25 protein-coding genes are annotated in these 25583 nt (G+C 71.4%); 13 read left to right on the top strand and 12 right to left on the bottom strand.

Annotation, left to right across the window (positions count from 1 at the left end):
- Positions 1-88 precede the first annotated feature (88 nt).
- From IE182_RS15085 to IE182_RS15065, 5 genes are all read right to left on the bottom strand, one after another.
- The gene (locus tag IE182_RS15085; protein WP_190110297.1) at positions 89-1234 is read right to left on the bottom strand and encodes a DUF475 domain-containing protein; all 1146 of its coding nucleotides are present in this window, start codon (positions 1232-1234) and stop codon (positions 89-91) included.
- 47 nt (positions 1235-1281) lie between these two features.
- Positions 1282-1857 (bottom strand): TerD family protein, encoded by a 576-nt coding sequence (locus IE182_RS15080; protein ID WP_190110296.1) that lies wholly within the window; start codon positions 1855-1857, stop codon positions 1282-1284.
- 107 nt (positions 1858-1964) lie between these two features.
- Entirely contained in the window at positions 1965-2540 is a 576-nt protein-coding gene (locus IE182_RS15075) for a TerD family protein (RefSeq protein ID WP_190110295.1), read from the bottom strand.
- Between the two features lie 168 nt (positions 2541-2708).
- The gene (locus IE182_RS15070; RefSeq protein ID WP_190110294.1) at positions 2709-3167 is read right to left on the bottom strand and encodes a peroxiredoxin; all 459 of its coding nucleotides are present in this window, start codon (positions 3165-3167) and stop codon (positions 2709-2711) included.
- 190 nt (positions 3168-3357) lie between these two features.
- Entirely contained in the window at positions 3358-3780 is a 423-nt protein-coding gene (locus tag IE182_RS15065) for a DUF3052 domain-containing protein (RefSeq protein ID WP_116211480.1), read from the bottom strand.
- 460 nt (positions 3781-4240) lie between these two features.
- Between IE182_RS15065 and aceE the strand changes: the two genes are divergently transcribed.
- Positions 4241-6973, top strand: coding sequence for a pyruvate dehydrogenase (acetyl-transferring), homodimeric type (aceE, locus tag IE182_RS15060; protein WP_190110293.1), 2733 nt, complete (start codon positions 4241-4243; stop codon positions 6971-6973).
- Between the two features lie 140 nt (positions 6974-7113).
- On the opposite strand, the gene IE182_RS15055 is transcribed toward aceE, so the two are convergent.
- Entirely contained in the window at positions 7114-7500 is a 387-nt protein-coding gene (locus IE182_RS15055; RefSeq protein WP_190110292.1) for a peptidase inhibitor family I36 protein, read from the bottom strand.
- 149 nt (positions 7501-7649) lie between these two features.
- Positions 7650-9239: an MFS transporter gene (locus IE182_RS15050; protein ID WP_190110291.1), complete on the bottom strand. Its 1590-nt coding sequence runs from the start codon at positions 9237-9239 to the stop codon at positions 7650-7652.
- 113 nt (positions 9240-9352) lie between these two features.
- Here IE182_RS15050 and IE182_RS15045 point away from each other — a divergent pair, with 113 nt between their 5' ends.
- The 5 genes from IE182_RS15045 (at position 9353) to IE182_RS15025 (ending at position 14310) form a co-directional block, all read left to right on the top strand.
- Complete coding sequence (locus IE182_RS15045; RefSeq protein ID WP_190110290.1) at positions 9353-9991, top strand: TetR/AcrR family transcriptional regulator; 639 nt, start codon at positions 9353-9355, stop codon at positions 9989-9991.
- Positions 9992-10090: 99 nt separating this feature from the next.
- On the top strand, positions 10091-11335 hold the full coding sequence (locus IE182_RS15040) for an alpha/beta hydrolase (RefSeq protein WP_229844818.1): 1245 nt from the start codon (positions 10091-10093) through the stop codon (positions 11333-11335).
- A 56-nt stretch (positions 11336-11391) separates the two neighbouring features.
- Positions 11392-12264, top strand: coding sequence for a DUF4429 domain-containing protein (locus tag IE182_RS15035; RefSeq protein WP_190110289.1), 873 nt, complete (start codon positions 11392-11394; stop codon positions 12262-12264).
- Between the two features lie 91 nt (positions 12265-12355).
- Positions 12356-13642 carry a sensor histidine kinase gene (locus IE182_RS15030; RefSeq protein WP_190110288.1) on the top strand — a complete coding sequence of 429 codons (1287 nt, stop codon included), beginning with the start codon at positions 12356-12358 and terminating at the stop codon, positions 13640-13642.
- Positions 13639-14310 (top strand): response regulator, encoded by a 672-nt coding sequence (locus tag IE182_RS15025; protein WP_190110287.1) that lies wholly within the window; start codon positions 13639-13641, stop codon positions 14308-14310. The genes IE182_RS15030 and IE182_RS15025 overlap by 4 nt, the downstream gene beginning before the upstream one ends.
- 25 nt (positions 14311-14335) lie before the next feature.
- Here IE182_RS15025 and IE182_RS15020 read toward each other — a convergent pair whose 3' ends face one another.
- Positions 14336-15352 (bottom strand): aldo/keto reductase, encoded by a 1017-nt coding sequence (locus tag IE182_RS15020; protein WP_190110286.1) that lies wholly within the window; start codon positions 15350-15352, stop codon positions 14336-14338.
- A 5-nt stretch (positions 15353-15357) separates the two neighbouring features.
- On the bottom strand, positions 15358-15816 hold the full coding sequence (locus IE182_RS15015; RefSeq protein WP_190110285.1) for a MerR family transcriptional regulator: 459 nt from the start codon (positions 15814-15816) through the stop codon (positions 15358-15360).
- Positions 15817-15926: 110 nt separating this feature from the next.
- On the opposite strand from IE182_RS15015, the gene IE182_RS15010 reads away from it, so the two are divergent.
- Positions 15927-16739: a serine hydrolase domain-containing protein gene (locus IE182_RS15010; RefSeq protein WP_190110284.1), complete on the top strand. Its 813-nt coding sequence runs from the start codon at positions 15927-15929 to the stop codon at positions 16737-16739.
- Positions 16740-16789: 50 nt separating this feature from the next.
- On the opposite strand, the gene IE182_RS15005 is transcribed toward IE182_RS15010, so the two are convergent.
- On the bottom strand, positions 16790-17461 hold the full coding sequence (locus tag IE182_RS15005) for a pirin family protein (RefSeq protein ID WP_190110283.1): 672 nt from the start codon (positions 17459-17461) through the stop codon (positions 16790-16792).
- An 80-nt stretch (positions 17462-17541) separates the two neighbouring features.
- Between IE182_RS15005 and IE182_RS15000 the strand changes: the two genes are divergently transcribed.
- The 5 genes from IE182_RS15000 to fabF all read left to right on the top strand — a co-directional run bounded on the left by IE182_RS15000 (position 17542) and on the right by fabF (position 22471).
- A complete protein-coding gene (locus tag IE182_RS15000) occupies positions 17542-18717 on the top strand; it encodes a PucR family transcriptional regulator (protein WP_190110282.1) in 1176 nt (391 codons plus the stop codon).
- A 98-nt stretch (positions 18718-18815) separates the two neighbouring features.
- A complete protein-coding gene (locus IE182_RS14995) occupies positions 18816-19769 on the top strand; it encodes an ACP S-malonyltransferase (RefSeq protein WP_190110281.1) in 954 nt (317 codons plus the stop codon).
- Positions 19770-19782: 13 nt separating this feature from the next.
- Positions 19783-20787: a ketoacyl-ACP synthase III gene (locus IE182_RS14990; protein WP_190110280.1), complete on the top strand. Its 1005-nt coding sequence runs from the start codon at positions 19783-19785 to the stop codon at positions 20785-20787.
- 104 nt (positions 20788-20891) lie between these two features.
- Positions 20892-21140, top strand: coding sequence for an acyl carrier protein (locus tag IE182_RS14985; RefSeq protein ID WP_190110279.1), 249 nt, complete (start codon positions 20892-20894; stop codon positions 21138-21140).
- A 68-nt stretch (positions 21141-21208) separates the two neighbouring features.
- Positions 21209-22471: a beta-ketoacyl-ACP synthase II gene (gene fabF / locus IE182_RS14980; RefSeq protein ID WP_190110278.1), complete on the top strand. Its 1263-nt coding sequence runs from the start codon at positions 21209-21211 to the stop codon at positions 22469-22471.
- 115 nt (positions 22472-22586) lie between these two features.
- Here fabF and IE182_RS14975 read toward each other — a convergent pair whose 3' ends face one another.
- A complete protein-coding gene (locus IE182_RS14975; protein WP_190110277.1) occupies positions 22587-23474 on the bottom strand; it encodes an NAD(P)-dependent oxidoreductase in 888 nt (295 codons plus the stop codon).
- A gap of 103 nt (positions 23475-23577) precedes the next feature.
- On the bottom strand, positions 23578-24072 hold the full coding sequence (locus IE182_RS14970) for a DUF3145 domain-containing protein (protein WP_190110276.1): 495 nt from the start codon (positions 24070-24072) through the stop codon (positions 23578-23580).
- Between the two features lie 316 nt (positions 24073-24388).
- Between IE182_RS14970 and IE182_RS14965 the strand changes: the two genes are divergently transcribed.
- Entirely contained in the window at positions 24389-25270 is an 882-nt protein-coding gene (locus IE182_RS14965; protein ID WP_190110275.1) for an SGNH/GDSL hydrolase family protein, read from the top strand.
- Positions 25271-25583: the final 313 nt, after the last annotated feature.

Raw genomic sequence — 25583 nt, 5'->3', positions numbered from 1 at the left:
CACCCGTGCGAGCACACATGCCACGGGGCGGCCGCGAGGATGATCCTCGTGACCGCCCCGGTGAGAGCGTTCCTCAAATGTGCGGGGGTCACACCCCGGAGGAGACCTCGGCCTTCGCGTCGGGGCCGTCGCCGGAGGCGGCCGCCCTGCGGTTGCGGACGACGGAGGACCAGAACGACAGACCGATCAGCACGACGCCGATCAGGCCGGTGACGACCTCGCTGATCTCGTGCTTGATGGTGATCAGCAGGATGACGGCCAGCGCGCCGATGGCGTAGTGCGCGCCGTGCTCCAGGTACACGTAGTCGTCCAGGGTGCCCTTGCGGACGAGGAAGACCGTCAGCGAACGGATGTACATCGCGCCGATGCCGAGACCCAGCGCCATGACGAAGATGTCGTTGGTGATGGCGAAGGCACCGATGACACCGTCGAAGGAGAACGAGGCGTCGATGACTTCGAGGTAGAGGAACAGGAAGAACGCGGCCTTGCCGGCCAGTCCGACGACCGTGCCGTTGCCGCCCTTGGCGGGCGCCTTCTGGGCGGCCTCCTCCTCGGCCTCTTCCTCCTCCTGCTCCAGGCGGTCCTCGAAGAAGCCGGAGATGCCGCCGACGATCAGGTAGGTCACCAGACCGCCGATGCCGGCCAGCAGCACCGTGGTGGCCTTGTCGACCGTGCCGACGCCGTCGTGGACCGGGACGGCCGTGGCGAGGGTGGTGGCGGTGACGAGCAGGACGACCAGGGCGACGACCGTGGAGAGCGTCTCCAGCTTGCCCAGCCGGGCCAGCGGCTTCTCCAGCCACGCCAGCCACTTGATGTCCCGGTCCTCGAAGATGAAGTCCAGGAAGATCATCAGCAGGAACATGCCACCGAAGGCCGCGATGGCCGGGTGGGCGGCGGTGACCAGTTCCTCGTAGCGGTCCTTGTCGTTGATCGCGAGATCGACGGCCTCGATCGGGCCGAGCTTCGCGGTGATCGCGACGATCACGATGGGGAAGACCAGCCGCATGCCGAAGACGGCGATGAGGATGCCGACCGTCAGGAAGATCTTCTGCCAGAAGGCGTTCATCTTCCGGAGGACTCCGGCGTTGATCACCGCATTGTCGAACGAGAGCGAGATCTCCAGGACGGAGAGGATCGCGACGATCGCCAGCCCCTGCCACCCCCAGAGAACGCCGGCCAAGGCCAGGCCGGCCGCCGTGATGGCGAACGACCAACCAAAGGTTTTCAGGAGCACTGGCTACCCAATCCTTCGCTGTTCGGGATGACCGCGCGGACGCGGCTTTACGAAACGTTGACCCCGAAGTCTAGGGCGATGCCGCGCAGACCCGACGCGTACCCCTGTCCGACCGCACGGAACTTCCATTCGCCGCCGTAGCGATAGACCTCTCCGAAGATCATCGCGGTTTCGCTGGAAGCGTCCTCGCTGAGGTCGTAGCGGGCGAGTTCGGTGCCGTCGGCCTGGTTGACCACCCGGATGTAGGCATTGCTGACCTGGCCGAAGCTCTGACCGCGCACATCGGCCTCATGAATGGAGACCGGAAAGACGATCTTGTCGCAGGCCGCCGGGACCTTGGTGAGGTCCACCAGGATGGACTCGTCGTCGCCGTCACCCTCACCGGTGAGGTTGTCGCCCGTGTGTTCCACGGAGCCCTCGGGGCTGGTGAGGTTGTTGTAGAAGACGAAGTACTCGTCGCCCAGCACACGGCCCGCTGCACAGAGCAGGGCGCTGGCGTCGAGGTCGAAGGGGGCTCCCGTGGTGGAGCGCGCGTCCCAGCCGAGGCCGACGGTGACGTTGGTGAGGTTCGGCGCGGCCTTGGAGAGGGAGACATTGCCCCCCTTGGCGAGCGTGACACCCATGATCTTGCATCCTCCCCGAGTCGATGTGGATCGCCGTGCGCGTCCGGCGCCGCACCCCGGGAAGGGGTGCGGCGCCGGACGCGGTGGTCGGCAGCCTGTGCCGGCCGTCAGACGTTGACGCCGAAGTCCTGCGCGATGCCGCGCAGGCCGGAGGCGTAGCCCTGGCCGATGGCCCGGAACTTCCACTCGGCGCCGTTGCGGTAGAGCTCGCCGAAGACCATGGCGGTCTCGGTCGAGGCGTCCTCGCTGAGGTCGTAGCGGGCGAGCTCGGCGCCGTCGGCCTGGTTCAGCACGCGGATGTAGGCGTTGCGGACCTGACCGAAGCTCTGCTGGCGGGTCTCGGCCTCGTAGATGGAGACCGGGAAGACGATCTTGTGGACGTCCGCCGGGACACCGGCCAGGTTGACCTTGATGACCTCGTCGTCGCCCTCGCCCTCACCGGTGAGGTTGTCGCCCTGGTGCTCGACGGAGCCGTCGGGGCTCTTGAGGTTGTTGAAGAAGACGAAGTTCTGGTCGTTGGCGACCTTCCCCTGGTCGTTCGTCAGCAGGGCGCTGGCGTCCAGGTCGAAGTCCGTACCGGTGGTGGTACGGGCGTCCCAGCCGAGACCGACGACGACCGCGGTCAGGTTCGGGGCCGCCTTGGTCAGCGAGACGTTGCCGCCCTTGCTGAGACTGACTCCCACGAGTCCTCCATTGGTTCGAGGGGCCAGGCGTATCCCGCGCCCCCGGTTGTGCGATGGCATCCGATCAACGTTTTGATCCTAGTGACCGGTTCCCACCGATTACAGGCTCTTGCGCCAAGGACGCACAGGTCGCTCGCCAGGGTTGCCCCGGGCGCCCCGGCAGTGCACTCAGAGCGCGGCGAGCGCCTTGGTGTACTCGTTCAGGTCACGCGCGTCGGGCAGACCGTTGACGACCGTCCAGCGGACGATGCCCTCCTTGTCGATGATGAACGTGCCGCGCACCGCGCAGCCCTTCTCCTCGTCGAAGACACCGTACGCGCGGCTGACCTCGCCGTGCGGCCAGAAGTCGGAGAGCAGCGGGTACTCCAGGCCCTCCTGCTCGGCGAAGACGCGCAGGGAGAAGGGCGCGTCGTTGGAGACGGCCAGCAGCTGCACGTCGTCGTTGGCGAACTGCGGCAGCTCGTCGCGCAGGGCGCACAGCTCGCCGGTGCACACACCGGTGAAGGCGAAGGGGTAGAAGAGCAGGACGACGTTCTTCTCGCCCCGGAAGTCGGAGAGCCGGACGGTCTCGCCGTGCTGGGTCTTCAGCGCGAAGTCAGGGGCCTTGGTGCCGACGTCGATCGTCATGTTCGCATCCCTCTCTCGACGGCGCCGGCGCGAGGGGGTGCGCCGTGCGCCCCCCGACACCGGCGCGGGTAGGCGGCCAGTGTGTCACTGCGCGCCGGGCGCGACGCACCGCGCCCCCCGGCAGCAGTGCTGCAGGGGGGCACGATGACGGCGGGTCGTCCGGCCGCGGCCGGACGACACCACGAGGGTTTCAGCGCTTCGGAGCGACCATGCGGGTGCCGGTCCAGTCCTTGGCCACGCTGATGCTCTTGGTCTGGCTCAGCCCCGCGGTCTGCGACGCCTCGTTGATGTCGCTCGGCTCGATGTAGCCGTCACGGCCGGTCTTCGGGGTCATCAGCCAGATGTCCCCGCCGTCCTCCAGCATGCCGATGGCGTCCACGAGCGCGTCCGTCAGGTCGCCGTCCTCGTCACGGAACCACAGGACGACGGCGTCGGCCACGTCGTCGTAGTCCTCGTCGACGAGGTCCTGGCCGGTGATCTCCTCAATGGCCTCGCGGAGCTCCTGATCGACATCGTCGTCGTAGCCGATCTCCTGGACCACCTGTCCGGGCTGGAAACCCAGCCTCGCGGCAGGGTTGGTCCGCTCCTCCGCGTGGTCCGCGGTCGCGCTCACGGATTGCCTCCTGTCATCTTTCGAGAAATGCTCTTGTGCTCCTCGCGTACGCGAGGCATTGGGCGTAGTCCACACGTGCCGGACGGATCGCGCAAGTACCCGGCCATCCGGACCGCCGAAACGTTGACGGACGCGGACGTCTCATGGCAACTCCAACCATGAGGCAACAGGCCCGAGTGATTCACACCACAGCATTCTGCCGGGTTTGTGAAGTTACTCCGTGCGATTACGGGATTCGAGCCCGAACGGCCGTACGCGGAGGACCCTCAATGGGGGCGTAAGGTTGCGATTTGGCCGCCCCGGGCGACCAACCTTCGACGCTTCGTCTCATGAGTGGTGGTTACTGCTCAGTAGAGATGACGTTTCCGCCGCCGCGGTCCACGATGGGAGCCGGCGCGACATAAAGCAAGAGCAGTATTTGACCGCGTGCTGAGCACGTCCCGAACAGCGAAGGAACAGCGTGGCTTCCGGATCCGATCGCAACCCGATCATCATTGGCGGCCTTCCCAGCCAGGTCCCGGACTTCGATCCCGAAGAGACCCAGGAATGGCTCGACTCGCTCGACGCAGCCGTCGATGAGCGAGGCCGGGAACGTGCCCGCTACCTCATGCTTCGCCTGATCGAGCGGGCGCGCGAGAAGCGCGTCGCCGTGCCCGAGATGCGCAGCACGGACTACGTCAACACCATCGCGACCAAGGACGAGCCGTTCTTCCCCGGCAACGAGGAGATCGAGCGCAAGGTCCTGAACGCGACCCGCTGGAACGCCGCGGTGATGGTCTCGCGCGCCCAGCGCCCGGGCATCGGCGTCGGCGGCCACATCGCCACCTTCGCCTCCTCGGCCTCGCTGTACGACGTGGGCTTCAACCACTTCTTCCGTGGCAAGGACGAGGGCGACGGCGGCGACCAGATCTTCTTCCAGGGCCACGCCTCGCCCGGTGTGTACGCCCGTGCGTTCCTGCTGGACCGACTGTCCGAGCAGCAGCTGGACGCCTTCCGCCAGGAGAAGTCGAAGGCCCCCTACGGCCTGTCGTCGTACCCGCACCCGCGCCTGATGCCGGACTTCTGGGAGTTCCCGACCGTCTCGATGGGCCTCGGCCCCCTCGGCGCGATCTACCAGGCCCGCATGAACCGCTACATGGAGGCGCGCGGCATCGCCGACACCTCCAAGTCCCACGTTTGGGCGTTCCTGGGCGACGGCGAGATGGACGAGCCCGAGTCGCTCGGCCAGCTGTCCCTGGCCGCTCGCGAGGGCCTGGACAACCTGACCTTCGTCGTCAACTGCAACCTGCAGCGCCTCGACGGCCCGGTCCGCGGCAACGGCAAGATCATGCAGGAGCTGGAGTCGCAGTTCCGCGGCGCCGGCTGGAACGTGATCAAGCTGGTGTGGGACCGCTCCTGGGACCCGCTGCTGGCCCAGGACCGCGACGGCATCCTGGTCAACAAGCTCAACAGCACCCCCGACGGCCAGTTCCAGACGTACGCCACCGAGACCGGTGCGTACATCCGTGAGCACTTCTTCGGCGACGACCACCGTCTCCGCAAGATGGTCGAGGGCATGACCGACGACCAGATCCTGCACCTGGGCCGTGGCGGTCACGACCACAAGAAGATCTTCGCGGCCTACGCGGCGGCCAAGGCCCACAAGGGCCAGCCGACCGTGATCCTGGCCCAGACGGTCAAGGGCTGGACGCTCGGCCCGAACTTCGAGGGCCGCAACGCGACCCACCAGATGAAGAAGCTCACGGTCGAGGACCTCAAGCGCTTCCGTGACCGTCTCCACATCCCGATCGCCGACAAGGAGCTGGAGTCCGGCCTGCCGCCGTACTACCACCCGGGTCGCGACTCGGAGGAGATCCAGTACATGCACGACCGGCGCAAGTCGCTGGGCGGCTACGTACCCTCCCGTGTGGACCGCTCCAAGCCGCTCGTCCTGCCGGGCGACAAGGCGTACGCGCCCACCAAGAAGGGCTCCGGCCAGCAGTCGATCGCCACCACCATGGCCTTCGTCCGCCTGCTGAAGGACCTCATGCGGGACAAGGAGATCGGCAAGCGCTTCGTGCCGATCGCCCCCGACGAGTACCGCACCTTCGGCATGGACTCGCTGTTCCCGTCGGCGAAGATCTACAACCCGCTGGGCCAGCAGTACGAGGCCGTGGACCGCGAGCTGCTGCTGGCGTACAAGGAGTCCCCGACCGGTCAGATGCTGCACGACGGCATCTCCGAGGCGGGTTGCACCGCCTCGCTGATCGCCGCCGGTTCCGCCTACGCCACGCACGGCGAGCCGCTGATCCCGATCTACGTCTTCTACTCGATGTTCGGGTTCCAGCGCACGGGTGACCAGTTCTGGCAGATGGCCGACCAGCTGGCCCGCGGCTTCGTCCTCGGTGCCACCGCCGGTCGCACCACGCTGACCGGTGAGGGCCTGCAGCACGCCGACGGCCACTCGCACCTGCTGGCCTCGACCAACCCGGGCGTCGTCGCGTACGACCCGGCGTTCGGCTTCGAGATCGCGCACATCGTCCAGGACGGTCTGCGCCGCATGTACGGCGAGAACGCGGAAGACATCTTCTACTACCTCACCGTCTACAACGAGCCGATCCAGCACCCGGCCGAGCCGGAGAACGTGGACGCCGAGGGCATCCTCAAGGGTCTGTACCGCTTCAAGCAGGGCGAGGCGGGCGCCGTCCCGGCGCAGATCCTGGCCTCCGGTGTGGCCGTGCCGTGGGCGATCGAGGCGCAGAAGATCCTCGCCGAGGAGTGGAACGTCAAGGCGGACGTCTGGTCGGCGACCTCCTGGAACGAGCTGCGCCGCGACGCCATCGAGGTGGAGGAGCACAACCTCCTGCACCCGGAGGAGGAGCAGCGCGTCCCGTACGTGACGAGCAAGCTCGCCGGTGCCGAGGGCCCGAAGGTGGCCGTGTCCGACTGGATGCGTGCCGTTCCGGACCAGATCTCGCGCTGGGTGCCCGGCACGTACACCTCGCTGGGTGCGGACGGCTTCGGCTTCGCGGACACGCGTGGCGCGGCCCGTCGCTTCTTCCACATCGACGTGCAGTCGATCGTCCTGGGCGTGCTCACCGAGCTCGCCAAGGAGGGCAAGATCGACCGCTCGGCCCTGAAGCAGGCCATCGACCGCTACCAGCTCCTGGACGTGGCCGCGGCCGACCCGGGCGCCGCGGGCGGCGACGCGTAAGCGCTCGCGCTGACGGTCAGCAGTAGCAACACCTGAGCCCCCGGCCGCTTGAAGCGGCCGGGGGCTCGGCCGTTGCCGGGGTGCGGGGCCCCGGCCCGCGGACGTCAACGGCGAGCTGGCCCGCGGACGTCAACGGCGAGCTACCGTTCCCACACCTTGTACGCCCGTACGACGTACGGGGACTCCGGCACCCACGAGCCCGACGGATACGTATCGAACTCACCGGTCTCACCACACGTCGCGCTCTGGTACGTGGTGACGGGCCGGCCCGTCCGGTTGGCCAGCGACGCCGCCGTCACCCCCGCCGGCAGCGCCATGCAGCTCTCGATGTCGATCCCCGCCAGCTCGGCCACCTGCTGCTGCCCACGGAATCCGGTCTTGGGCCACAGGCACAGCTGCCCGGCCGCGCAGGGCCCCGGCCGCCGCACGGCGTCCTGTGCGCTCGCCGCCGGCGCCCCCGCGCCCTCGGCCAGGGCCAGGGCGAAGGCCACGGCACCGGCGAGGGCGACGGCGCGATTCGTACGCATATGGGTTCCTCCCCCACTCGAATGGAGGGCCGAGTCTGGTGGCCGGTGATCACCGCTGCCAAGAGGGCCCGCTCAGCCATGCCCTGATAGGGGAAGACGGACGGCGGCGGGCAAGGTACCGAGGTACCCCTCCCGCCGCCGTCCGTGCTTCAGATGTGGGCCGCACCCGCTCCGGCCTGGGCGTTCGCCCCGCGTTTGGTGAAGACGGCCACACCCGCCGCCACCAGCGCGACGCAGCCGGCGACGGTGAATCCGGTGGTGACCGCGGACACGAACGTGTCATGCGCCACGCCGGAGATCTTCGCCGCGAGCTCCGGCGGGGTGTTCGGCGCGACGGGCGCGACGCCGACCTCGACGGCGTCGGCGACCTGGTCCGCCTGGTCGGGTGCGAGGAGGGGCAGCCCTTCGGCGGCCCACTTGTCCGGCAGCAGGTCGCTCACCCGGGCGGCGACGACCGCGCCGAGCACGGCGGTGCCGAGCGAGCCGCCGACCTGCATGGCCGCCTGCTGGAGGCCGCCGGCGACACCGGCGTGCTCCAGCGGGGCGTTGCCGACGATGACCTCGGTGGCGCCGACCATGACGGGCGCGAACCCCAGGCCGAGCAGCGCGAACCACAGCGACAGCAGGCCCGTACCGGTGCCGGGTTCGAGGTAGGCGAGACCGAAGCAGCCCGCCGCGGCGAAGAGCATCCCGGCGACGAGGGGGACGCGTGGCCCGATCCGGCTGATGAGGGCGCCGGCCAGGGGCGAGGAGACGATCATCATGCCGGTGAGCGGCAGCAGGTGCAGGCCGCTGTTGACGGGTGACATCCCGTGCACGTTCTGCAGGTAGAAGGTGACGAAGAACAGGCCGCCCATGAAGGCGAAGGCCATCAGCACCATCAGGACCGTGCCCGCCGTCAGGGGCAGGGACCGGAAGAGGCCCAGGGGCAGCAGCGGCTCGCGGCAGCGGTTCTGCCAGAGGGTGAAGAGGACGAAGCAGAGCAGCGAGGCGCCGAGGAAGAGCAGGGTCCGGGCGTCGCCCCAGCTCCAGTCGGTGGCCTTGATCAGGGCCCAGATGAGGCAGAACATCGCGGCGGACAGCAGCGCGATGCCCAGGACGTCGAAGGACTTGGGGGCCTCGGAGGGACGGTGGTCCCTGAGGATGAGCACGCCGAGGACCACCGCCGCCGCGCCCACGGGCACGTTGATGAAGAACACGGACTGCCAGTTGACGTGCTCGACGAGCAGACCGCCGACGATGGGGCCGCCGGCCGTGGACGCGCCGATGACCATGCCCCACATGCCGATCGCCATGTTGAGCTTCTCGGCCGGGAACGTGGCGCGCAGCAGGCCGAGCGCGGCCGGCATCAGCAGGGCGCCGCACAGGCCCTGCAGCACCCGGAGCCCGACGACCGCCGACACGCTGCCCGACAGGGCGATGAGTCCGGAGGAGAGGGCGAAGCCGGTGGTACCGATGAGGAAGATCAGGCGGTGGCCGAAGCGGTCGCCGAGCTTGCCCGCGGTGATCAGCGCGACGGCGAGGGCGAGGAGGTAGGCGTTGGTGGTCCATTGCACATCGGCGAGCGAGGCGCCGAGGTCCTTCTGGATGGCGGGGTTGGCTATGGCGACGATCGTGCCGTCGAGCGCGACCATCATCACGCCTATCGCGACGGTGATCAGCGTCGGCCAGGGGCGGCCCCGCAGTCCTTTCCCGGGTCCGAGGTCCGGCGTCGCGTCGGCGACGGTGGTCTGAGTCATGGTTCCGAGATTATGGCAGCGTCTGCCAATTGACAACGCGATTCAACCGTCGTTGGCTGACACTTCGGTCATGACTATTCTGAGCAGCGCAAAACAGCGAAAGAGGCGGGGCGATGCAGGCGAGCGAAGGTGCCACGGGGCTGCGGGAGCGCAAGAAGCGCCGGACCCGGGACGCCCTGATCAGGTCCGCCCTGGAGCTGTTCGCCGACCACGGGTACGAGGGCACGACCGTCGACGAGATCGCCGCCGCGGCGGACGTCTCGCAGCGCACGTTCTTCCGCTACTTCGCCAACAAGGAGGAGGTCGCGCTCTCCGTCCAGGAGATGGTGGAGTCGCACTTCTTCGCCGCCGTGTGCGAGCGGCCGGCCGCCGAGTCGCCGCTCACCGCCCTGCGCGCCGCGGTGCTGTCCTCGTGGGACACCATCGAGGAGGCCATCCAGTCGGTCGTCCCGCTGGAGCTGCACGTGCGCACCTTCCGGATGATCCAGTCGACACCGCAGCTGCTGGCCGCCCACCTGCGCCGCAGCATGGAGCTGGAGGACCGGCTGACCCGGGAGATCACCCGCCGGGAGGGGCTGGCGGAGCAGGATCCGCGGCCGCGGATCCTGGTGGCGGCGTTCAGCGGCGTGATGCGGGCGAACGGCAAGCTGTGGGCCGAGGTCGCGGACGGCGACATGAGCCGGCTCAAGCAGGCGACGGCCGGCTATCTGGACCAGATCGGACCGGCGCTGGCGGAAAACTGGCGATCTTGAACGGAAGTCACGCAAGTACGCCCCATTACCGTTGACCCAAACGTGAGTTAGCTCACCGACTTCCCGGATGCAAGCGAGTTTCTCCTAGGGTGGTCGGCGGTGACTTCCTTCCCGGAGCTCGGCTCCCCCTCCATCCCCTGGACGAACGCGGCCACGGTCTGGCGCGCGCTGCTCGCGCTGGCCGTGGTGTTCGTCATGCTGGCCACGACCGGATGGACGGCCGTGAGAGGCAACCAGGCGGCGACCGATCCCCGCGCCGCCGCCCTGAAGGCGTGGCTGCACGGGTCGATAGGCGGCGTGCCGCTGCCCTCCCCGCGCGAGGACGCCTCCGGGGTGGCGCGCTTCTTCGCCTCGCTCCCGGGTGCCCAGCGCGACCGGCTGGCCGATCGCTACCCGCTCGTCGTCGGCAACCTCGGCGGCGCCCCGGCCGAGCTGCGCTACCGCGCCAACCGCGCCGCCCTCGCCCAGGCCCGTACGGCCGAGGAGCGCCGCACCCACGACAGCGCGCTCACCCCCGCCGGCCGCTACGAGGCGACCCGGCGCATGCACCGCTTCGAATCGCTGCTCGGCGAGGGCCGGCAGATCCTCGCCTTCGACCCCACCGGACCCGGCCGGGTGGCCGAGGTCTTCGGCGACCTCGACCGCGCCTCCCGGGTCTCCGTCGTGGTTCCGGGCGTCGACACCAACGTGCTGACCTTCGAGAAGAGCCAGCGCGCCTACAGCGCCCCCGTGGGCATGGCCCGTTCCCTCTACGCCGCCGAGCGGAAGGCGAGCCCCGCCACCGGGACGGCCGTCATCGCCTGGGCCGACTACACCTCGCCCGTCGGGGTCGGCATGGACGCCGCCACCGGCAAGCTCGCCGCCGAGGGAGCCCTGCGGCTGCGCAAGACGGTGCGGGATCTGCCCGGTGCGTCCAAGGTCTCGCTGTTCTGCCACAGCTACGGCTCGGTGGTGTGCGGCGTCGCCGCCCGCGACCTCTCCCCGCGCGTGACGGACGTGGCCGTGGCCGGCAGCCCGGGCATGCGCGCCGAACACGCCTCCGACCTGCACACCAGTGCCCGGATATGGGCCATGCGCGATGCGGACGACTGGATTCAGGGCGTGCCGCACATGGAGGTCGGCGGCCTCGGCCACGGTGCCGACCCCGTCTCCCCGGCCTTCGGGGCGCGGCTGCTGTCGGCGGCCGACGCCCGCGGCCACGCCGGCTACTTCGCCCCCGGCACCACCAGCCTCGCCAACTTCGCGGGAATCGGAGTCGGCGCCCCCGCCTCCGTTCGTTGCGCCAGGGACGGCAGTGACTGCACGGAGGATCTGGGTCCGGCGGACGGGGCCGCCGCGGCTTGACGCGCGTAGCGTCACGAGGGGGGACGGGCGGACGGCCGCCGCATACGATGAGCGGCATGGGTGATGTGCTGGCCGGTTTCCACGCCGTCTGGGAGTTCGACACCGACTCCGTGCTCATCCGCTTCGAACGGGGGATCCGCACACCGAAGCTGCTTCAGGCGCTCGGCGAGCGGCGCATCCCCTACGAGGCGCTCGCGGCAGTCGAACAGGCTCCGGGGAAGCACGGGACGGTGGTGCTGCGTGCCGTGCCCAGACCGGGCGCCGATCCACTGACCGATGCCGCCGACGGCCAGCTCAAGGAGGGCTGCGACCCGTACCGGCTGGTGCTGCCGGCCGAGCGCGAGCTGCTCGCCGAGTACTACGCCGAGCGGATACGCGCCGAGCTCGGCCCCGCCGCGGGCGAACCGGCCGAGCGTCACCTGGTGGCGGCGCCGGTGCCGCCGCTGTCCTTCAAGGCGTACGACGGCAAGGCGTCCTTCGACGGCCGGTCCGTCTCCTTCCGCTGGTTCTGGACCGGCGCCTCCTCCGCCAAGTGGAAGGCCGGCGACCAGCGCTTCGGCGTCGACGAGCTGACGGGCGTGGACTGGCGCTCCCCCGACGCCCTCGGCGGCCACCTGCGGCTCGTGCGCCGCGGCGCGCCGGCCCGGCCGGGCGCCGCCGACCAGGACCCGGCGGCCGTGGTCTTCGGGATGGGCTACGGCCTCGTCCACGAGTCGCTGCCCTTCGCCGCGGCGGTGCTGGCGGCCGTGCGGGCGAAGGCTCCCGCCCTGGCCCTGGACCCGGCCCGCGCCCACGCCGTGCCCGCCGCCCGCCCCGACCCCGGTGCCGTCGCCGACCGCATCCGTCACCTGGGGGAGCTGCACGACGCGGGGCTGCTGACGGACGAGGAGTTCACCGCGAAGAAGGCCCAGCTGCTGGCCGAGCTGTGAAGGCCGCCGGGGTGATACCGGGGTATGACCCCCGGACCGGCACCTGGGGGTGACGCCGTGCCCCCACCGGCCCGCCTACGCTGACGGGGCCATGTCCCAGCACCCGCCCGGCGCCCTCGCGGCGCTCCGTGAACTCTGCACGCCCGCCGGACCGCCGACGCCGCTGTTCGCGCACGCCCGCCGCCCGTTCCTCCGGCGGCTTCCGTACCTCCTCGCCTGGCTGTTCCTGATCATCCTGTTGCCGACCAGCACAATGGTGCTCGGCAAGGACTACGGCATGCACCCGGACGTCGCCCTCGTGGTCGCGCTCGGGCAGACCGTGCCGCTGCTGGTGGCCGTCCGCCGGCCGTTGCTGGCGTGGGCCGTGGCCTTCGTCGCCGACGTCGTGGGCGCGGTGGTGCTGCTGGCCGGGCCGCTGCCGATGGACCGGCCCTGGCCCTGGCCGCCGATGGAGATCATCGGCATGCTGGTGCTGCTGCTCGCCCTCGCGCTGCGCGAGCGCCGCCGCACGCTGGTGGCGGCCTGGCTGCTGACGGCGGTGGCCGGCGCGGTGTTCCAGAGCATCGCCCCGGAGCGTGCCCGCGGCACGTGGATCGTGCTGGTGGTGATCGGCGGGCTGTTCCTGCTCGTCGGCGCCGCCCTGCGCGAACGCGGCGACGCCCGGCGGGCGCTGGCCGAGCAGGAGACCATCAGCGAGGCCGAACGGGCGCACCGCACGCTGCTGGAGGAGCGCGCCCGCATCGCCCGCGAGCTCCACGACGTCGTCGCCCACCACATGTCCGTCATCACCGTGCAGGCCGACAGCGCCCCCTACCGCATCGACGGGCTGCCGGACGCGGCGCGCGAGGAGTTCGGCGCGATCGCCGCGGCGGCCCGGGAGTCGCTCACCGAGATGCGGCGGCTGCTGGGGGTGCTGCGCAGTGCGGAGACCGACGGCGAACGCGCCCCCCAGCCGGAACTCGGGCGGCTGCCGCAGCTGGTGGAGGCCACCGTGCGGGCCGGGGTGCCGGTCGAGCTGACGATGACGATGCCCGCCACGGATGCGGCGCTGCCGCCGGCGGTGGACCTCTCGGCCTACCGCATCGTGCAGGAGGCGCTGGCCAACGTCGTGCGGCACGCGCCGGGCGCGGCCACCCGGGTCTCGGTGTCCGCCGATCCGGACGGCGCGGGCCTGATGGTGCTGGTGGTCAACGCCGCCCCCCTGCAGGCGGACGTCCCGCCCCTGGAGACCGGCGGCACGGGCCACGGCCTGGTCGGCATGCGGGAGCGGGTCCGCCTGCTGGGCGGCACACTCGACACCGGCCCGCTGCCCGACGGCGGCTTCCGCGTCGCGGCCCGGCTCCCGTTCACCACAGAAGAGGAACCCTCCAGCGCATGACCATCCGCGTGATCATCGTCGACGACCAGGCCATGGTGCGGGCCGGCTTCGCCGCGCTCCTGGCCGCCCAGCCCGACATCGACGTCGTCGGCGACGCCGCGGACGGGCGGCAGGGCGTGGAGCTGAGCCGGCGCGCCCACCCGGACGTGGTGCTGATGGACGTCCGCATGCCGGAGATGGACGGTCTGGAGGCCGCGCGGCGGCTCCTGGACCCTCCGCCGGGGGTGGTGCACCGCCCGAAGGTGCTGATGCTGACGACGTTCGACGTCGACGACTACGTCTACGAGGCGCTGCGCGCGGGCGCGTCCGGCTTCCTGCTCAAGGACGCCCCGCCCGCCGACCTGATCGCGGCGGTACGAGTGGTGGCCGCCGGAGAGGCGCTGCTCGCCCCGTCGGTGACACGCCGTCTGATCGCCGACTTCGCCGCCCGGCCGGCGCCCCGGCGGAACCGTTCGGTGCGACTGAACGGCCTGACGCCGCGTGAGACGGAGGTGCTGGAGCTGATCGCGCGGGGCCTGTCGAACCAGGAGATCGCGGCACGGCTCGTCCTCGCCGAGCAGACGGTGAAGACGCACATCGGCCGCGTCCTGGCCAAGCTGAGCCTGCGCGACCGCGCACAGGCGGTCATCTTCGCCTACGAGTCGGGGCTGGTGACCCCGGGCGAGTGACCGCCGGTGCGGCGGGCGTGTCGTCCTAGTCGCGGTCCGCCGACGTGAAGGACATGTCCGGGTAGCGGGGCCCGGCCACCTTGGAGGCGACCGGCTCCAGCGCCGCCAGCTCGTCCGCCGTCAGCTCGATGCGGGTGGCGCCCACGTTCTCCTCCAGGCGGCTGCGCTTGCGGGTGCCCGGGATCGGAACGACCGTCAGGCCGTGCACCTGGGCCCGCTGCTGGACCCAGGCCAGCGCGATCTGGGCGAGCGTGGCGCCGCGGGCGGTGGCGATGGCCCGCACCGGCTCCAGCAGGGCCGCGTTCGCCTCGGCGTTCTCGCCCGTCATGCGCGGCAGGGTGCGGCGCCAGTCGTCGCCGGTCAGCTCCTTGTCGGCGTCGGTGAAGGCCCCCGTGAGGAAGCCGCGCCCGAGCGGCGAGTAGGGCACGAGGGCGACGCCGAGTTCCCGGACCGCGGGCACGACGTTGTCCTCGATGTCCCGGCTGAAGAGCGACCACTCCGACTGCACGGCGGCGATCGGGTGGACGGCGTGTGCCTGGCGCAGTTCGCTGCCGGTCACCTCGCTCAGCCCCAGGTGCTTGACCTTGCCCTGGGCCACCAGCTCCGCCATCGCGCCGACGGACTCCTCCAGCGGGACGTCGGGGTTGCGGCGGTGCATGTAGTAGAGGTCGATCTGCTCGACGCCCAGCCGCCGCAGGCTGGCCTCGACGGCCTTGCGGATGTAGGGCGGGTCGTTGCGGACGACCCGGTCCGCGGGGTTCTCGGGGTTGGCGTCGATCGCGAACTTGGTGGCCAGGACGACCTCGTCGCGGTGGGCCCGGATGAAGGGCGCGATGAACTTCTCGTTCTCCCCGTTGCCGTACATGTCGGCGGTGTCGTAGAGCGTGACGCCCAGTTCCAGCGCCCGCTCCAGCGTCGCCCGGGCCTCGGTCTGGTCCGTGGGCCCGTAGGCGAAGCTCATGCCCATGCAGCCGAGTCCCTGGACTCCGGCCTCGGGGCCGCCGTCGCCGAGGGTGACGCGTGCGATCGTCTCGTTGCTCATGTCCCTCATGCCCTTTCGGACGCCCGGCGGGCGTCGGAGTAGATCTCGATCTTGTAGTCCAGTACGTCCAGGGTGCTGCGCAACTCGGCGATGCGCCTGCGGACGTCGTCACGGTGCGCGCTCAGCAGCCGCTCGCGTTCGGCGAAGGTCTCCTCGCCCTGGCGGACCAGCTCGGCGTAGCGCACCATGTCGGCCACCGGCATACCGGTCAGCCGCAACCGGCCCACGAGGTCCAGCCAGTCCAGGTCGCGGGAGGTGTAACGGCGCTGACCGGTGTGCGAGCGGTCGACGTGCGGCATCAGTCCGATGCGCTCGTACCAGCGCAGGGTGTGCGCGGAGAGCCCGGTGTACGCCGCGACCTCGCTGATGGTGAAGCGGTCCCTGCCCTCGGGCCGGCGGCCGCGCTGCCGGCCGGGCTCCAGGCACACCGATGGCTCCGTCGGCGGGCTGTCCATCACTGTCATCTGCCGTTCCCCCTCGCGAACTCCTGCGGTGGCCCCCACGCTAGAGAGTTGGAGTGCACTCCAAGCAAGCGGAATCCGGCTCGGGCGCCGGGCGCGTTAGGCTCCTGGCCATGGAGAGCCTGCGGATGATCGAGAACTGGCCCGTGGAGACCGCTGCGGCGGCCGTCGTGCGGGCGGACGGCACGCGTGCGGGATCGCACGGGCCGGCCGGGCACCGATTCCCCCTCGCCTCCGTGACCAAACCGCTGACCGCCTACGCCGCGCTCATCGCCGTCGAGGAGGGCGCAATCGAGCTGGACGAGCCCGCCGGCCCCGCGGGCGCCACGATCCGGCACCTGCTCGCCCACACCTCCGGCCTGGCCTTCGACGAGCACCGCACGATGGCCGAACCCGGCACGCGGCGGCTCTACTCCAACGCCGGCTTCGAGGTCCTCGGCGACCACATCGCCAAGGCGACGGACATCCCCTTCGCCGAGTACCTGCGGCAGGCGGTGCTGGAGCCGCTGGGCATGGCCTCGACGGACCTTCCCGGCTCGCCGGCCAAGGACGGCGTCTCGACGGTGGACGACCTGGCCCGCTTCGCGGCGGAGCTGCAGGCGCCGCGCCTGCTGTCGGCGCAGACCCTGGCCGAGGCCACCACGGTGGCCTACCCCGGCGTGACCGGCGTGCTGCCCGGCTACGGACACCAGCGCCCCAACGACTGGGGCCTCGGCTTCGAGATCCGCGACGCGAAGTCCCCGCACTGGACGGGGGCGTCGTCCTCGCCGCGGACGTACGGCCACTTCGGGCAGGCGGGAACGTTCCTGTGGGTGGACCCGGAGGCGGGCGCGGCCTGCGTGGCGCTGGCGGACCGGGCGTTCGGCCCGTGGGCCGTCGAGGCGTGGCCCCTGCTGACGGACGCCGTACTGGCCGAGCTGGCCTGAGGTCTCCCCGCCCCGCCTCTTTCCCGTAGGGCCTTTTTCAGGCCCCGACGTCAGCCGAAGTGCGGCTCGGCGTGCATCTCCCACGCCAGCAGCTCGGCGGAGCCGATCGCCTCGGCCTCCAGTCCGGCCGCGTCCAGCACCCGCGCCGCGTCGCCCCCGTGCAGCACCTCGCCGCCCAGGCGCACCGTCCCGCGCACGACGTGCACGTACAGCCACGGTGCGTCCGGCAGGGCCGTGCGCTCGGCGCCCCGCAGCCGGCGCACGTGGAGCACGGCCTCCGCCCGCGCCAGGGCGTAGGGGGTGCCGTCCGCGATGCCCCGCACCACCTCGTACGACGGCTCGCCGCCGAATTCGGACGGCGTCAGCCACATCTGGACGAAGCGCAAGGGGGCGGTCCCCGCGTTGCGCTCGGCGTGGCGGACGCCGGAGCCGGCGCTCAGGCGCTGGACGTCGCCGGGGCGGACGGTGGCGACGTGACCGGTGGAGTCCTCGTGGGTGAGCTCGCCCTCCACCACCCAGGTGACGATTTCCACATCCCGGTGCGGATGCTCGGCGAAGCCGGCGCCGCCCGCCAGCCGCTCCTCGTTGCAGGCCGCGAGCGGACCGAACCGCACGTTGTCGGGGTCGTAGAAGCCGGAGAAGGAGAAGGCGTGCCAGGTCTCGATCCCGGCCGCCGCGTCGCCGCCCCGGTGGCGTTCGGCGGCCCGTTGCACGTGCATCATCGGCCCACCGTAGCCCCGTAAAGCGCCCCACAGGGGCCCGGCGGCCCCGGAGCGCACCCGAATAAGGCAGGCTTGTCCCCGTGCCTGAACCAGCCGCAACACCCTCCCACCCGCACAGCGCCACCCTGCGCAACCTGGAACAGTCCTCCGGGACGCTGGCCGCCGCGGCCATCGCCCGGATGGACGCCCAGCTGCCGTGGTACCGGGCGATGCCCCCGGAGAACCGGTCCTGGATCGGCCTGGTCGCCCAGGCCGGCATCGCGGCCTTCACCGAGTGGTTCCGGCATCCGGAGACCCCGCAGGCCATCAGCACGGACGTCTTCGGCACGGCTCCCCGGGAGCTGACGCGGGCGATCACGCTGCGCCAGACCGTGGAGATGGTGCGGACGACCATCGAGGTGATGGAGTCGGCCATCGACGAGGTGGCCGCGCCGGGCGACGAGTCGGCGCTGCGCGAGGCGCTGCTGGTGTACGCCCGGGAGATCGCCTTCGCCACGGCGCAGGTGTACGCGCAGGCCGCCGAGGCGCGCGGTGCGTGGGACGCCCGGCTGGAGTCGCTGGTGGTCAACGCGGTGCTGTCGGGCGAGGCCGACGAGGGCGCGCTGTCCCGGGCGGCGGCGCTGGGCTGGAACTCGCCGGCGCACGTCGCCGTGGTGCTGGGCACGGCGCCGAACGGGGACAGCGAGCTGACGGTGGAGGCGATCCGGCGGGCCGCCCGCCACGCGAAGCTGCAGGTCCTGACGGGGGTGCTGGGCGAGCGGCTGGTGGTGATCGCGGGCGGGTCGGACGATCCGCTGCAGGCGGCCAAGGCGCTGATCGGGCCGTTCGCGGCCGGCCCGGTGGTGGCCGGTCCCGTGGTGGGCGACCTGCTGGCGGCGACCCGGTCCGCGCAGGCCGCTGCGGCGGGCCTGAAGGCGTGCACGGCCTGGCCCGACGCCCCCCGGCCCGTCCTGGCCGACGACCTGCTGCCCGAGCGGGCCATGGCGGGCGACCCGGCGGCGCGGGAACAGCTGGTGGAGGAGATCTACAGACCGCTCGAAGAGGCGGGCTCGGCACTGCTGGAGACGCTGAGCGTCTACCTGGAACAGGCCAGCAGCCTGGAGGGCGCGGCGCGGATGCTGTTCGTCCACCCCAACACCGTGCGATACCGCCTCCGACGTGTGACGGACGTCACCGGGTGGTCACCGTCCGACGTCCGCTCCGCGTTCACCCTGCGAATTGCCCTGATCCTCGGGCGTCTCGCCGACAACGAGTGACACACTTAGTCTTTTGTCGAACGTCCACAATTCCCCTGACGGTTCTTCGTCCCTGTCCTCACGGGTGGGCGACGCCGTCCACGAGAGAGAGTGTGAGGGTGCTCGTACTCGTCGCTCCCGGCCAGGGCGCTCAGACGCCCGGCTTCCTGACCCCCTGGCTCGACCTCCCCGGTGTTTCCGGCCGTCTGGCCGAGTGGTCCGCCGCCATCGACCTGGACCTCGTTCACTACGGCACGAACGCCGACGCCGACGAGATCCGTGACACCGCCGTGGCCCAGCCGCTGCTGGTGGCGTCCGCGCTGATCTCGGCGGGACAGCTGTTCCCCACCGGCGAGGACTTCGCACGGCAGGTCGGCGCCGCCGCCGGCCACAGCGTGGGCGAGCTCGCCGCCGCCGCGCTGACCGGCGTGCTCTCCGAGCGCACCGCGCTGGAGCTCGTCCGCAAGCGCGGCCTGGCCATGGCCGAGGCCGCGGCCGTCACCGAGACCGGCATGGCCGCGCTGCTCGGCGGCGAGCCGGACGTCATCCTGCCGCACCTGGAGAAGCTCGGCCTGACCCCGGCGAACGTCAACGGCGCCGGCCAGATCGTGGCCGCCGGCACCGCCGAGCAGCTCGCGGCGCTGGAGGCGGACAAGCCCGAGGGCACCCGCCGCGTCGTCGCCCTGAAGGTGGCCGGCGCCTTCCACACCCACCACATGGCACCGGCCGTCTCGGCCCTGGAGGCCGCGGTGGCGCAGGTGGAAGCCCGGGCCCCGCACACGCGTTATGTCTCCAACAAGGACGGCCAGGTCGTCACGGACGGCCGCGAGGTCGTGCAGCGACTGGTGGGCCAGGTCGCCAACCCGGTCCGCTGGGACCTGTGCATGGAGACCTTCAAGGAGCTGGGCGTCACGGCGCTGATCGAGGCGGCCCCCGGCGGCACCCTCGTGGGCCTGGCCAAGCGCGCCCTGCCGGGCGTGAAGACGCTCGCGCTCAAGACCCCGGACGACCTCGACGCCGCGCGCGAGCTGATCGCCGAGCACGCTGCCGACGCCGCCGGCCCGGCCGAATAAGGAGTCCGAGAGCATGACCTCGAAGATCAGGCCCGCGAAGGGCGCCCCGTACGCCCGCATCATGGGCGTGGGCGGCTACCGCCCGGTCCGGGTGGTGCCGAACGAGGAGATCCTCAAGCACATCGACTCCTCCGACGAGTGGATCCGCTCCCGGTCGGGCATCGCCACCCGGCACTGGGCCGGCCCGGAGGAGACCGTGGCCGCCATGTCCGTCGAGGCGGCCGGCAAGGCCATCGCCGACGCGGGCATCACGCCCGAGCAGGTCGGCGCGGTGCTCGTCGCGACGGTCTCGCACTTCAAGCAGACCCCTGCCATCGCCACCGAGATCGCCCACAAGGTGGGGGCCGGCAAGCCCCCGGCCTTCGACATCTCGGCCGGCTGCGCGGGCTTCGGCTACGGCCTCACCCTCGCCAAGAGCATGGTCACCGACGGCTCGGCCGAGTACGTCCTGGTCGTCGGCGTCGAGCGGCTGTCCGACCTGACCGACCTGGAGGACCGCGCCACGGCCTTCCTCTTCGGTGACGGCGCGGGCGCCGTGGTCATCGGCCCCTCGACCGAGCCGGCCATGGGCCCGACCGTGTGGGGCTCGGAGGGCGACAAGGCCGAGACGATCAAGCAGACCGTCGCGTGGGACGTCTACCGCGAGGAGACGGACGTCCGCTTCCCGGCGATCACCCAGGAGGGTCAGGCGGTCTTCCGCTGGGCCGTCTTCGAAATGGCGAAGATCGCCCAGCAGGCGCTGGACGAGGCCGGGGTGAGCGCGGAGGACCTGGACGTCTTCATCCCGCACCAGGCCAACATGCGGATCATCGATTCGATGGTCAAGACCCTCAAGCTGCCGGAGAGCGTCACGGTCGCCCGTGACGTGGAGACCACGGGCAACACCTCCGCGGCCTCCATCCCGCTGGCCATGGAGCGCCTCCTGGCGACCGGAGCGGCGAAGAGCGGCGACACCGCGCTCGTCATCGGCTTCGGGGCGGGTCTCGTGTACGCCGCCACGGTCGTTACCCTCCCCTAGGCGAGATCCGCGGGACCGGGCCCCCCGTCCGGTCGCGGCAGTCTCACCGCCTCAGCAGTTTCCTTACCGCAGTTCCACAGCACTATTGATAGAAGGAGCGCCACATGGCCGCCACCGAGCAGGAAATCATCACGGGCCTCGCCGAGATCGTCAACGAGATCGCCGGCATCCCCGTCGAGGACGTCGCCCGTGAGAAGTCCTTCACCGACGACCTGGACGTCGACTCGCTGTCCATGGTCGAGGTCGTCGTCGCCGCCGAGGAGCGCTTCGACGTGAAGATCCCCGACGAGGACGTCAAGGGTCTGAAGACCGTCGGCGACGCTGCCGACTACATCCTCAAGCACCAGGCCTGACCCGAAGCGTTCGTCGCCACCCCTGCGGTGGCGGTTCCAGCACCTCTACACGTGGAGACAGAATCCCTGTGAATCCGACCAATCGCACCGTGGTCGTCACCGGTATCGGCGCAACCACACCGCTGGGTGGCGACAGCGCATCGACCTGGGAAGGGCTGCTCGCCGGGCGTTCCGGCGTCAAGCCCCTGGAGGGTGAGCGCTTCGCCGACCTCCCGGTCCGCATCGCCGCCCCCGCCGCCGTGGACCCGGAGGACGTGCTGCCGCGTCCGCTCGCCCGCAAGCTGGACCGGTCGGCGCAGTTCGCGCTGATCGCCGCGCGCGAGGCGTGGGCCGACGCGGGCTTCACCGCCAAGGCCGGCGAGGACTCCTCCATCGTCCCCGAGCGCCTGGGTACGGTCATCGCCTCCGGCATCGGTGGCGTGACGACCCTGCTCGACCAGTACGACGTGCTCAAGGAGAAGGGCGTCCGCCGCGTCTCCCCGCACACCGTGCCCATGCTGATGCCCAACGGCCCGTCCGCCAACGTCGGCCTGGAGGTGAACGCCCAGGCGGGCGTGCACACCCCGGTCAGCGCCTGCGCGTCCGGCGCCGAGGCCATCGGCTACGCCGTCGAGATGATCCGCACCGGCCGCGCCGACGTCGTGGTCGCGGGCGGCACCGAGGCGGCCATCCACCCGCTTCCCATCGCGGCCTTCGCCAACATGATGGCGATGTCCAAGAACAACGACGAGCCGACCACGGCCTCCCGTCCGTACGACAAGGCCCGTGACGGCTTCGTCCTCGGCGAGGGCGCCGGTGTCGTCGTCCTGGAGTCGGCCGAGCACGCCGCCCGGCGTGGCGCCCGCGTCTACTGCGAGGTGCTGGGCCAGGGCCTGTCCGCGGACAGCCACCACATCGCCCAGCCCGAGCCCTCCGGTCGTGGCATCGCCGCGGCCCTGCAGAACCTGCTCGACACCACGGACCTGAAGCCCTCGGAGGTCGTGCACCTCAACGCGCACGCCACCTCCACGCCGCAGGGCGACGCGGCCGAGATCAAGGCGCTGCGCAAGGTCCTCGGCGACGAGCTCGACCACGTCGCGGTGTCGGCGACCAAGTCGATGACGGGTCACCTGCTCGGCGGCGCCGGCGGCATCGAGACGGTCATGACCGTCCTCGCGCTGCACCACCGCACCGCTCCTCCGACGATCAACATCACGGACCTGGACGAGGACATCGAGGCGGACATCGTCCGCGACGAGCCCCGTTCGCTCCCGGAGGGCACCATCGCGGCCATCAACAACTCGTTCGGCTTCGGCGGCCACAACGTGGTCCTCGCCCTGCGGACGATCTGACGGTCGCACCCCCTGCACGGGTGAAGGGCCCGCTTCTGCCACCGGTGGCAGGAGCGGGCCCTTCGCGTTGCGCGGCACGGCGGGGGCGCGGGTGCGGGTGCGGGTGCGGGGCGGGCTACTTCTCGAAGCTGGCGTAGTACGAGGCGGCCATGTCCTCGTCCCCGTGGCCCTGTTCGGCGGCCCGGCGGAAGCGCTCGGCGCCCGCGGCCGCCACGTCCAGGCGGACGCCGGCCGCCCGGCCGGCCTCGACGATCAGCCGGGCGTCCTTCTCGGCCGTGGTGGTCGCGAAGCTCGGCGGGATGAGGCCGCCGTCCAGCAGGAGGCCGGCCTTGGCCCGCAGGTAGCCCATGTCCAGCGGCCCGCCGGCCACGGCGTCCAGGAAGAGCCGGGCGTCGACGCCGAGGCCCTCGGCCAGGGCCAGGGCCTCCGCGGTGCCGTGGGTGACGGTCAGCACCCAGCTGTTGATCACGAGCTTGAGCCGGGTGGCGGCGGCGCCCGCCGCGTCGTCGGCGACCCAGACCGTCCGGCTGCCGATGGCGTCGAGGACGGGGTCCAGGGCCGGGCGCGCCTCGTCGGGCCCGGCGGCGAGGACGGTGAGCTTGCCCTCCTCGGCGGGCTGCCTGGTGCCCAGGACGGGGCAGTCGACGAGGACGAGGCCCCCTTCGCGGGCGTGGGCGGCGAGGTGGGCGAAGCCGTCGAGCCCGGCGGTGGTGGACTGGGCCCAGACGGTGCCGGGGCGCAGCCCGGGCGCGGCGGCCCGCATGGTGTCGAGGGCGGCCGGGCCGTCGTACAGCATGGTGATGACGACGTCCGCGCCGCGCACGGCCTCCGCGGGGGTGCCGCAGACGGTGATGCCGTGGGCGGCGAGGGGCTCGGCCTTGGCGCGGGTGCGGTTCCAGGCGCGTACGGACAGGCCGGCGCGGGCCAGGCTGCGGGCCATGGCGGCGCCCATGATGCCGGTGCCGAGGACGCTGACGGTGGGGGCGGGGACGGTGTCGGTCATGCCCTGGACGCTAGGCGCTGGAGTGGGCTCCAGCGCAAGGGCGCGGCCGGGGCGGGGGGCGCTCACCCGCCCCGTCGCGTACCGGGTCGGGCCGCCCGGGGCGTCACACCACTTGGTGCAGCCACCGTACGGGGGCGCCCTCGCCGGCGTAGCGGAAGGGTTCCAGCTCGTCGTCCCAGGGCTTGCCGAGCAGCTTGGCGACCTCGGCCTGCAGGTCGCTCTCGCCGTCGGCGGCGCGGGTGAGCGCGGCGCGCAGCCGGTCCTCGGGGACGAGGATGTCGCCGTGGATGCCGGTGACGGCGTGGAAGATGCCCAGGTCGGGGGTGGAGCTGTAGCGCTCGCCCTCGGCGGTGGCGTTGGGCTCGGCGGTCACCTCGAAGCGGAGCAGGTGCCAGCCGCGCAGCGCGGAGGCGAGCTTGGAGGCGGTGCCGGCCTGGCCCTGCCAGGAGAACTCGGAGCGCCAGGTGCCGGGGGCGGCGGGCTGCCGGATCCAGTCGAGGGTGACGCGCACGCCGAGGACGCCCGCCACGGCCCATTCGACGTGCGGGCACAGCGCGCGGGGCGCGGAGTGGACGTACAGAACTCCACGTGTCGTCACCGGGACCTCCAGTGCGGTTCGAGGTTCGCCTTCCCCAGCGGCCTCGCGTCCGTACCGGTCCCGCTGGGGGCAGCGATGGGCATTACGCCCCAAAGGCCACACCCGCACCAGCTCGCGAGGTTACCAACAGTAAACACCATTGGGAGCGATTCTCCTGAAAAGGGACAGGAAGTGACGTGTTGTGATTTCGTGGCGCCGTGATTGCAAAGATCCCGGACCGACTTGATCATCAAGGAAAAACTACCGTGCGGGAAGACCTCCGGCGTGACGTACCGTCGGTCCCGGACAGATATCACCCGGCCGGAGGGGGAACGAGATGGGCACGACGAGGGGGCCACGGCGCTCCGCGGGCGCACGGGCGGCCGCGGTGGCGCTCGGCACGGTCCTGCTGGCCACCGGCTGCGAGGGCGACGCCGAGAACAAGACCGCGCCCGCCACGCCGAGCCCCGCCCGCCCGGCCTGGAAGACCCGCCCCGAGTCGCTCGCCTCCCTCGGCGACTCCATCACCCGCGGCTTCGACGCCTGCTCGGTGCTGGAGGACTGCCCCGAGGTCTCCTGGGCCACCGGCACCGAGGTCGACAGCCTCGCCCGCCGACTGCTGCTCTCGCCGCAGACCAGCAGCTGGAACTACGCCAGGACGGGTGCCCGGATGGCCGACCTGCCGGGCCAGATGCGCGCGGCCGTCGCCCACAAGCCGCAGCTGGTGACGGTCCTGCTGGGCGCCAACGACGCCTGCCGCGCCGATGTGGCGCAGATGACACCGGTGGACAGCTTCCGCGCGGACCTGCAAAGCGCCCTCGGCACCCTGCGCAGCAGCCTGCCCACGTCCCAGGTGTACGTCGCCGGCATTCCGGACCTCAAGCGGCTGTGGTCGGAGGGCCGCAAGAACGTGCTCGGCAAGCAGATCTGGAAGATGGCGTCGATCTGCCCCTCGATGCTGCGCGACGCCGACGCGGTGGACGAGGCGGCCGAGGAGCGGCGGGCACAGGTCGACAAGAGGGTCGGCGAGTACAACGCCGTACTGAAGGACGTCTGCTCCAAGGACGCACTGTGCCGCTACGACGGCGCCGTGAACGGCTACAACTTCACCCAGCAGGAACTGAGCAAGTGGGACTGGTTCCATCCCAGCAAGAAGGGCCAGGGCGAGCTGGCCGGACTGGCCTACCGCGCGATCACCGCCGACAGGCCCGTCGCCTAGGAAGGGCCGTACCGGGGGGGCTCGTGGGCCGGGAGGGAAGGGGCAGGGCCTGTCAGGTGGCCCCGCCCCCGCCCCTGGGGTGGCCGGAGAGCCGGCCCGTCGCACGGCCTGGTCCGCCACCGGTGACGCGGGCGCGGTCCGTGGCTCCGGCGCCCGTACCCTCGCCCCGGGCAGCCGGCGCCCCGCGCACCCGCCCGGCGGAGGCCAGGCCGTGGCCGAGGGTCCGGACGCGGTGTGCGCGCCCGCCCTCGCCCCGCACGCTATCGGATGAAGGCCCCGATCTCCCAAGCGAGTTCACCCTCGGCGGGGAACG

The organism is Streptomyces cinnamoneus, from assembly GCF_014650495.1.
Lineage (GTDB): Bacteria > Actinomycetota > Actinomycetes > Streptomycetales > Streptomycetaceae > Streptomyces > Streptomyces cinnamoneus.
The sequence above is the reverse complement of the archived record's forward strand: the minus strand, read 5'-3'. Positions and strand labels throughout refer to the sequence as shown.

Excerpts from the sequence above, each read along its gene's own strand:
- IE182_RS15080 (WP_190110296.1), bottom strand. The coding sequence starts at position 1,857 with ATGGGTGTCACGCTCGCCAAGGGGGGCAATGTCTCCCTCTCCAAGGCC.
- IE182_RS15070 (WP_190110294.1), bottom strand. The coding sequence starts at position 3,167 with ATGACGATCGACGTCGGCACCAAGGCCCCTGACTTCGCGCTGAAGACC.
- IE182_RS15055 (WP_190110292.1), bottom strand. The coding sequence starts at position 7,500 with ATGCGTACGAATCGCGCCGTCGCCCTCGCCGGTGCCGTGGCCTTCGCC.
- IE182_RS15050 (WP_190110291.1), bottom strand. The coding sequence starts at position 9,239 with ATGACTCAGACCACCGTCGCCGACGCGACGCCGGACCTCGGACCCGGG.
- IE182_RS15045 (WP_190110290.1), top strand. The coding sequence starts at position 9,353 with ATGCAGGCGAGCGAAGGTGCCACGGGGCTGCGGGAGCGCAAGAAGCGC.
- IE182_RS15035 (WP_190110289.1), top strand. The coding sequence starts at position 11,392 with ATGGGTGATGTGCTGGCCGGTTTCCACGCCGTCTGGGAGTTCGACACC.
- IE182_RS15030 (WP_190110288.1), top strand. The coding sequence starts at position 12,356 with ATGTCCCAGCACCCGCCCGGCGCCCTCGCGGCGCTCCGTGAACTCTGC.
- IE182_RS15025 (WP_190110287.1), top strand. The coding sequence starts at position 13,639 with ATGACCATCCGCGTGATCATCGTCGACGACCAGGCCATGGTGCGGGCC.
- IE182_RS15020 (WP_190110286.1), bottom strand. The coding sequence starts at position 15,352 with ATGAGCAACGAGACGATCGCACGCGTCACCCTCGGCGACGGCGGCCCC.
- IE182_RS15015 (WP_190110285.1), bottom strand. The coding sequence starts at position 15,816 with ATGACAGTGATGGACAGCCCGCCGACGGAGCCATCGGTGTGCCTGGAG.
- IE182_RS15010 (WP_190110284.1), top strand. The coding sequence starts at position 15,927 with ATGGAGAGCCTGCGGATGATCGAGAACTGGCCCGTGGAGACCGCTGCG.
- IE182_RS15005 (WP_190110283.1), bottom strand. The coding sequence starts at position 17,461 with ATGATGCACGTGCAACGGGCCGCCGAACGCCACCGGGGCGGCGACGCG.
- IE182_RS14990 (WP_190110280.1), top strand. The coding sequence starts at position 19,783 with ATGACCTCGAAGATCAGGCCCGCGAAGGGCGCCCCGTACGCCCGCATC.
- IE182_RS14985 (WP_190110279.1), top strand. The coding sequence starts at position 20,892 with ATGGCCGCCACCGAGCAGGAAATCATCACGGGCCTCGCCGAGATCGTC.
- IE182_RS14975 (WP_190110277.1), bottom strand. The coding sequence starts at position 23,474 with ATGACCGACACCGTCCCCGCCCCCACCGTCAGCGTCCTCGGCACCGGC.
- IE182_RS14965 (WP_190110275.1), top strand. The coding sequence starts at position 24,389 with ATGGGCACGACGAGGGGGCCACGGCGCTCCGCGGGCGCACGGGCGGCC.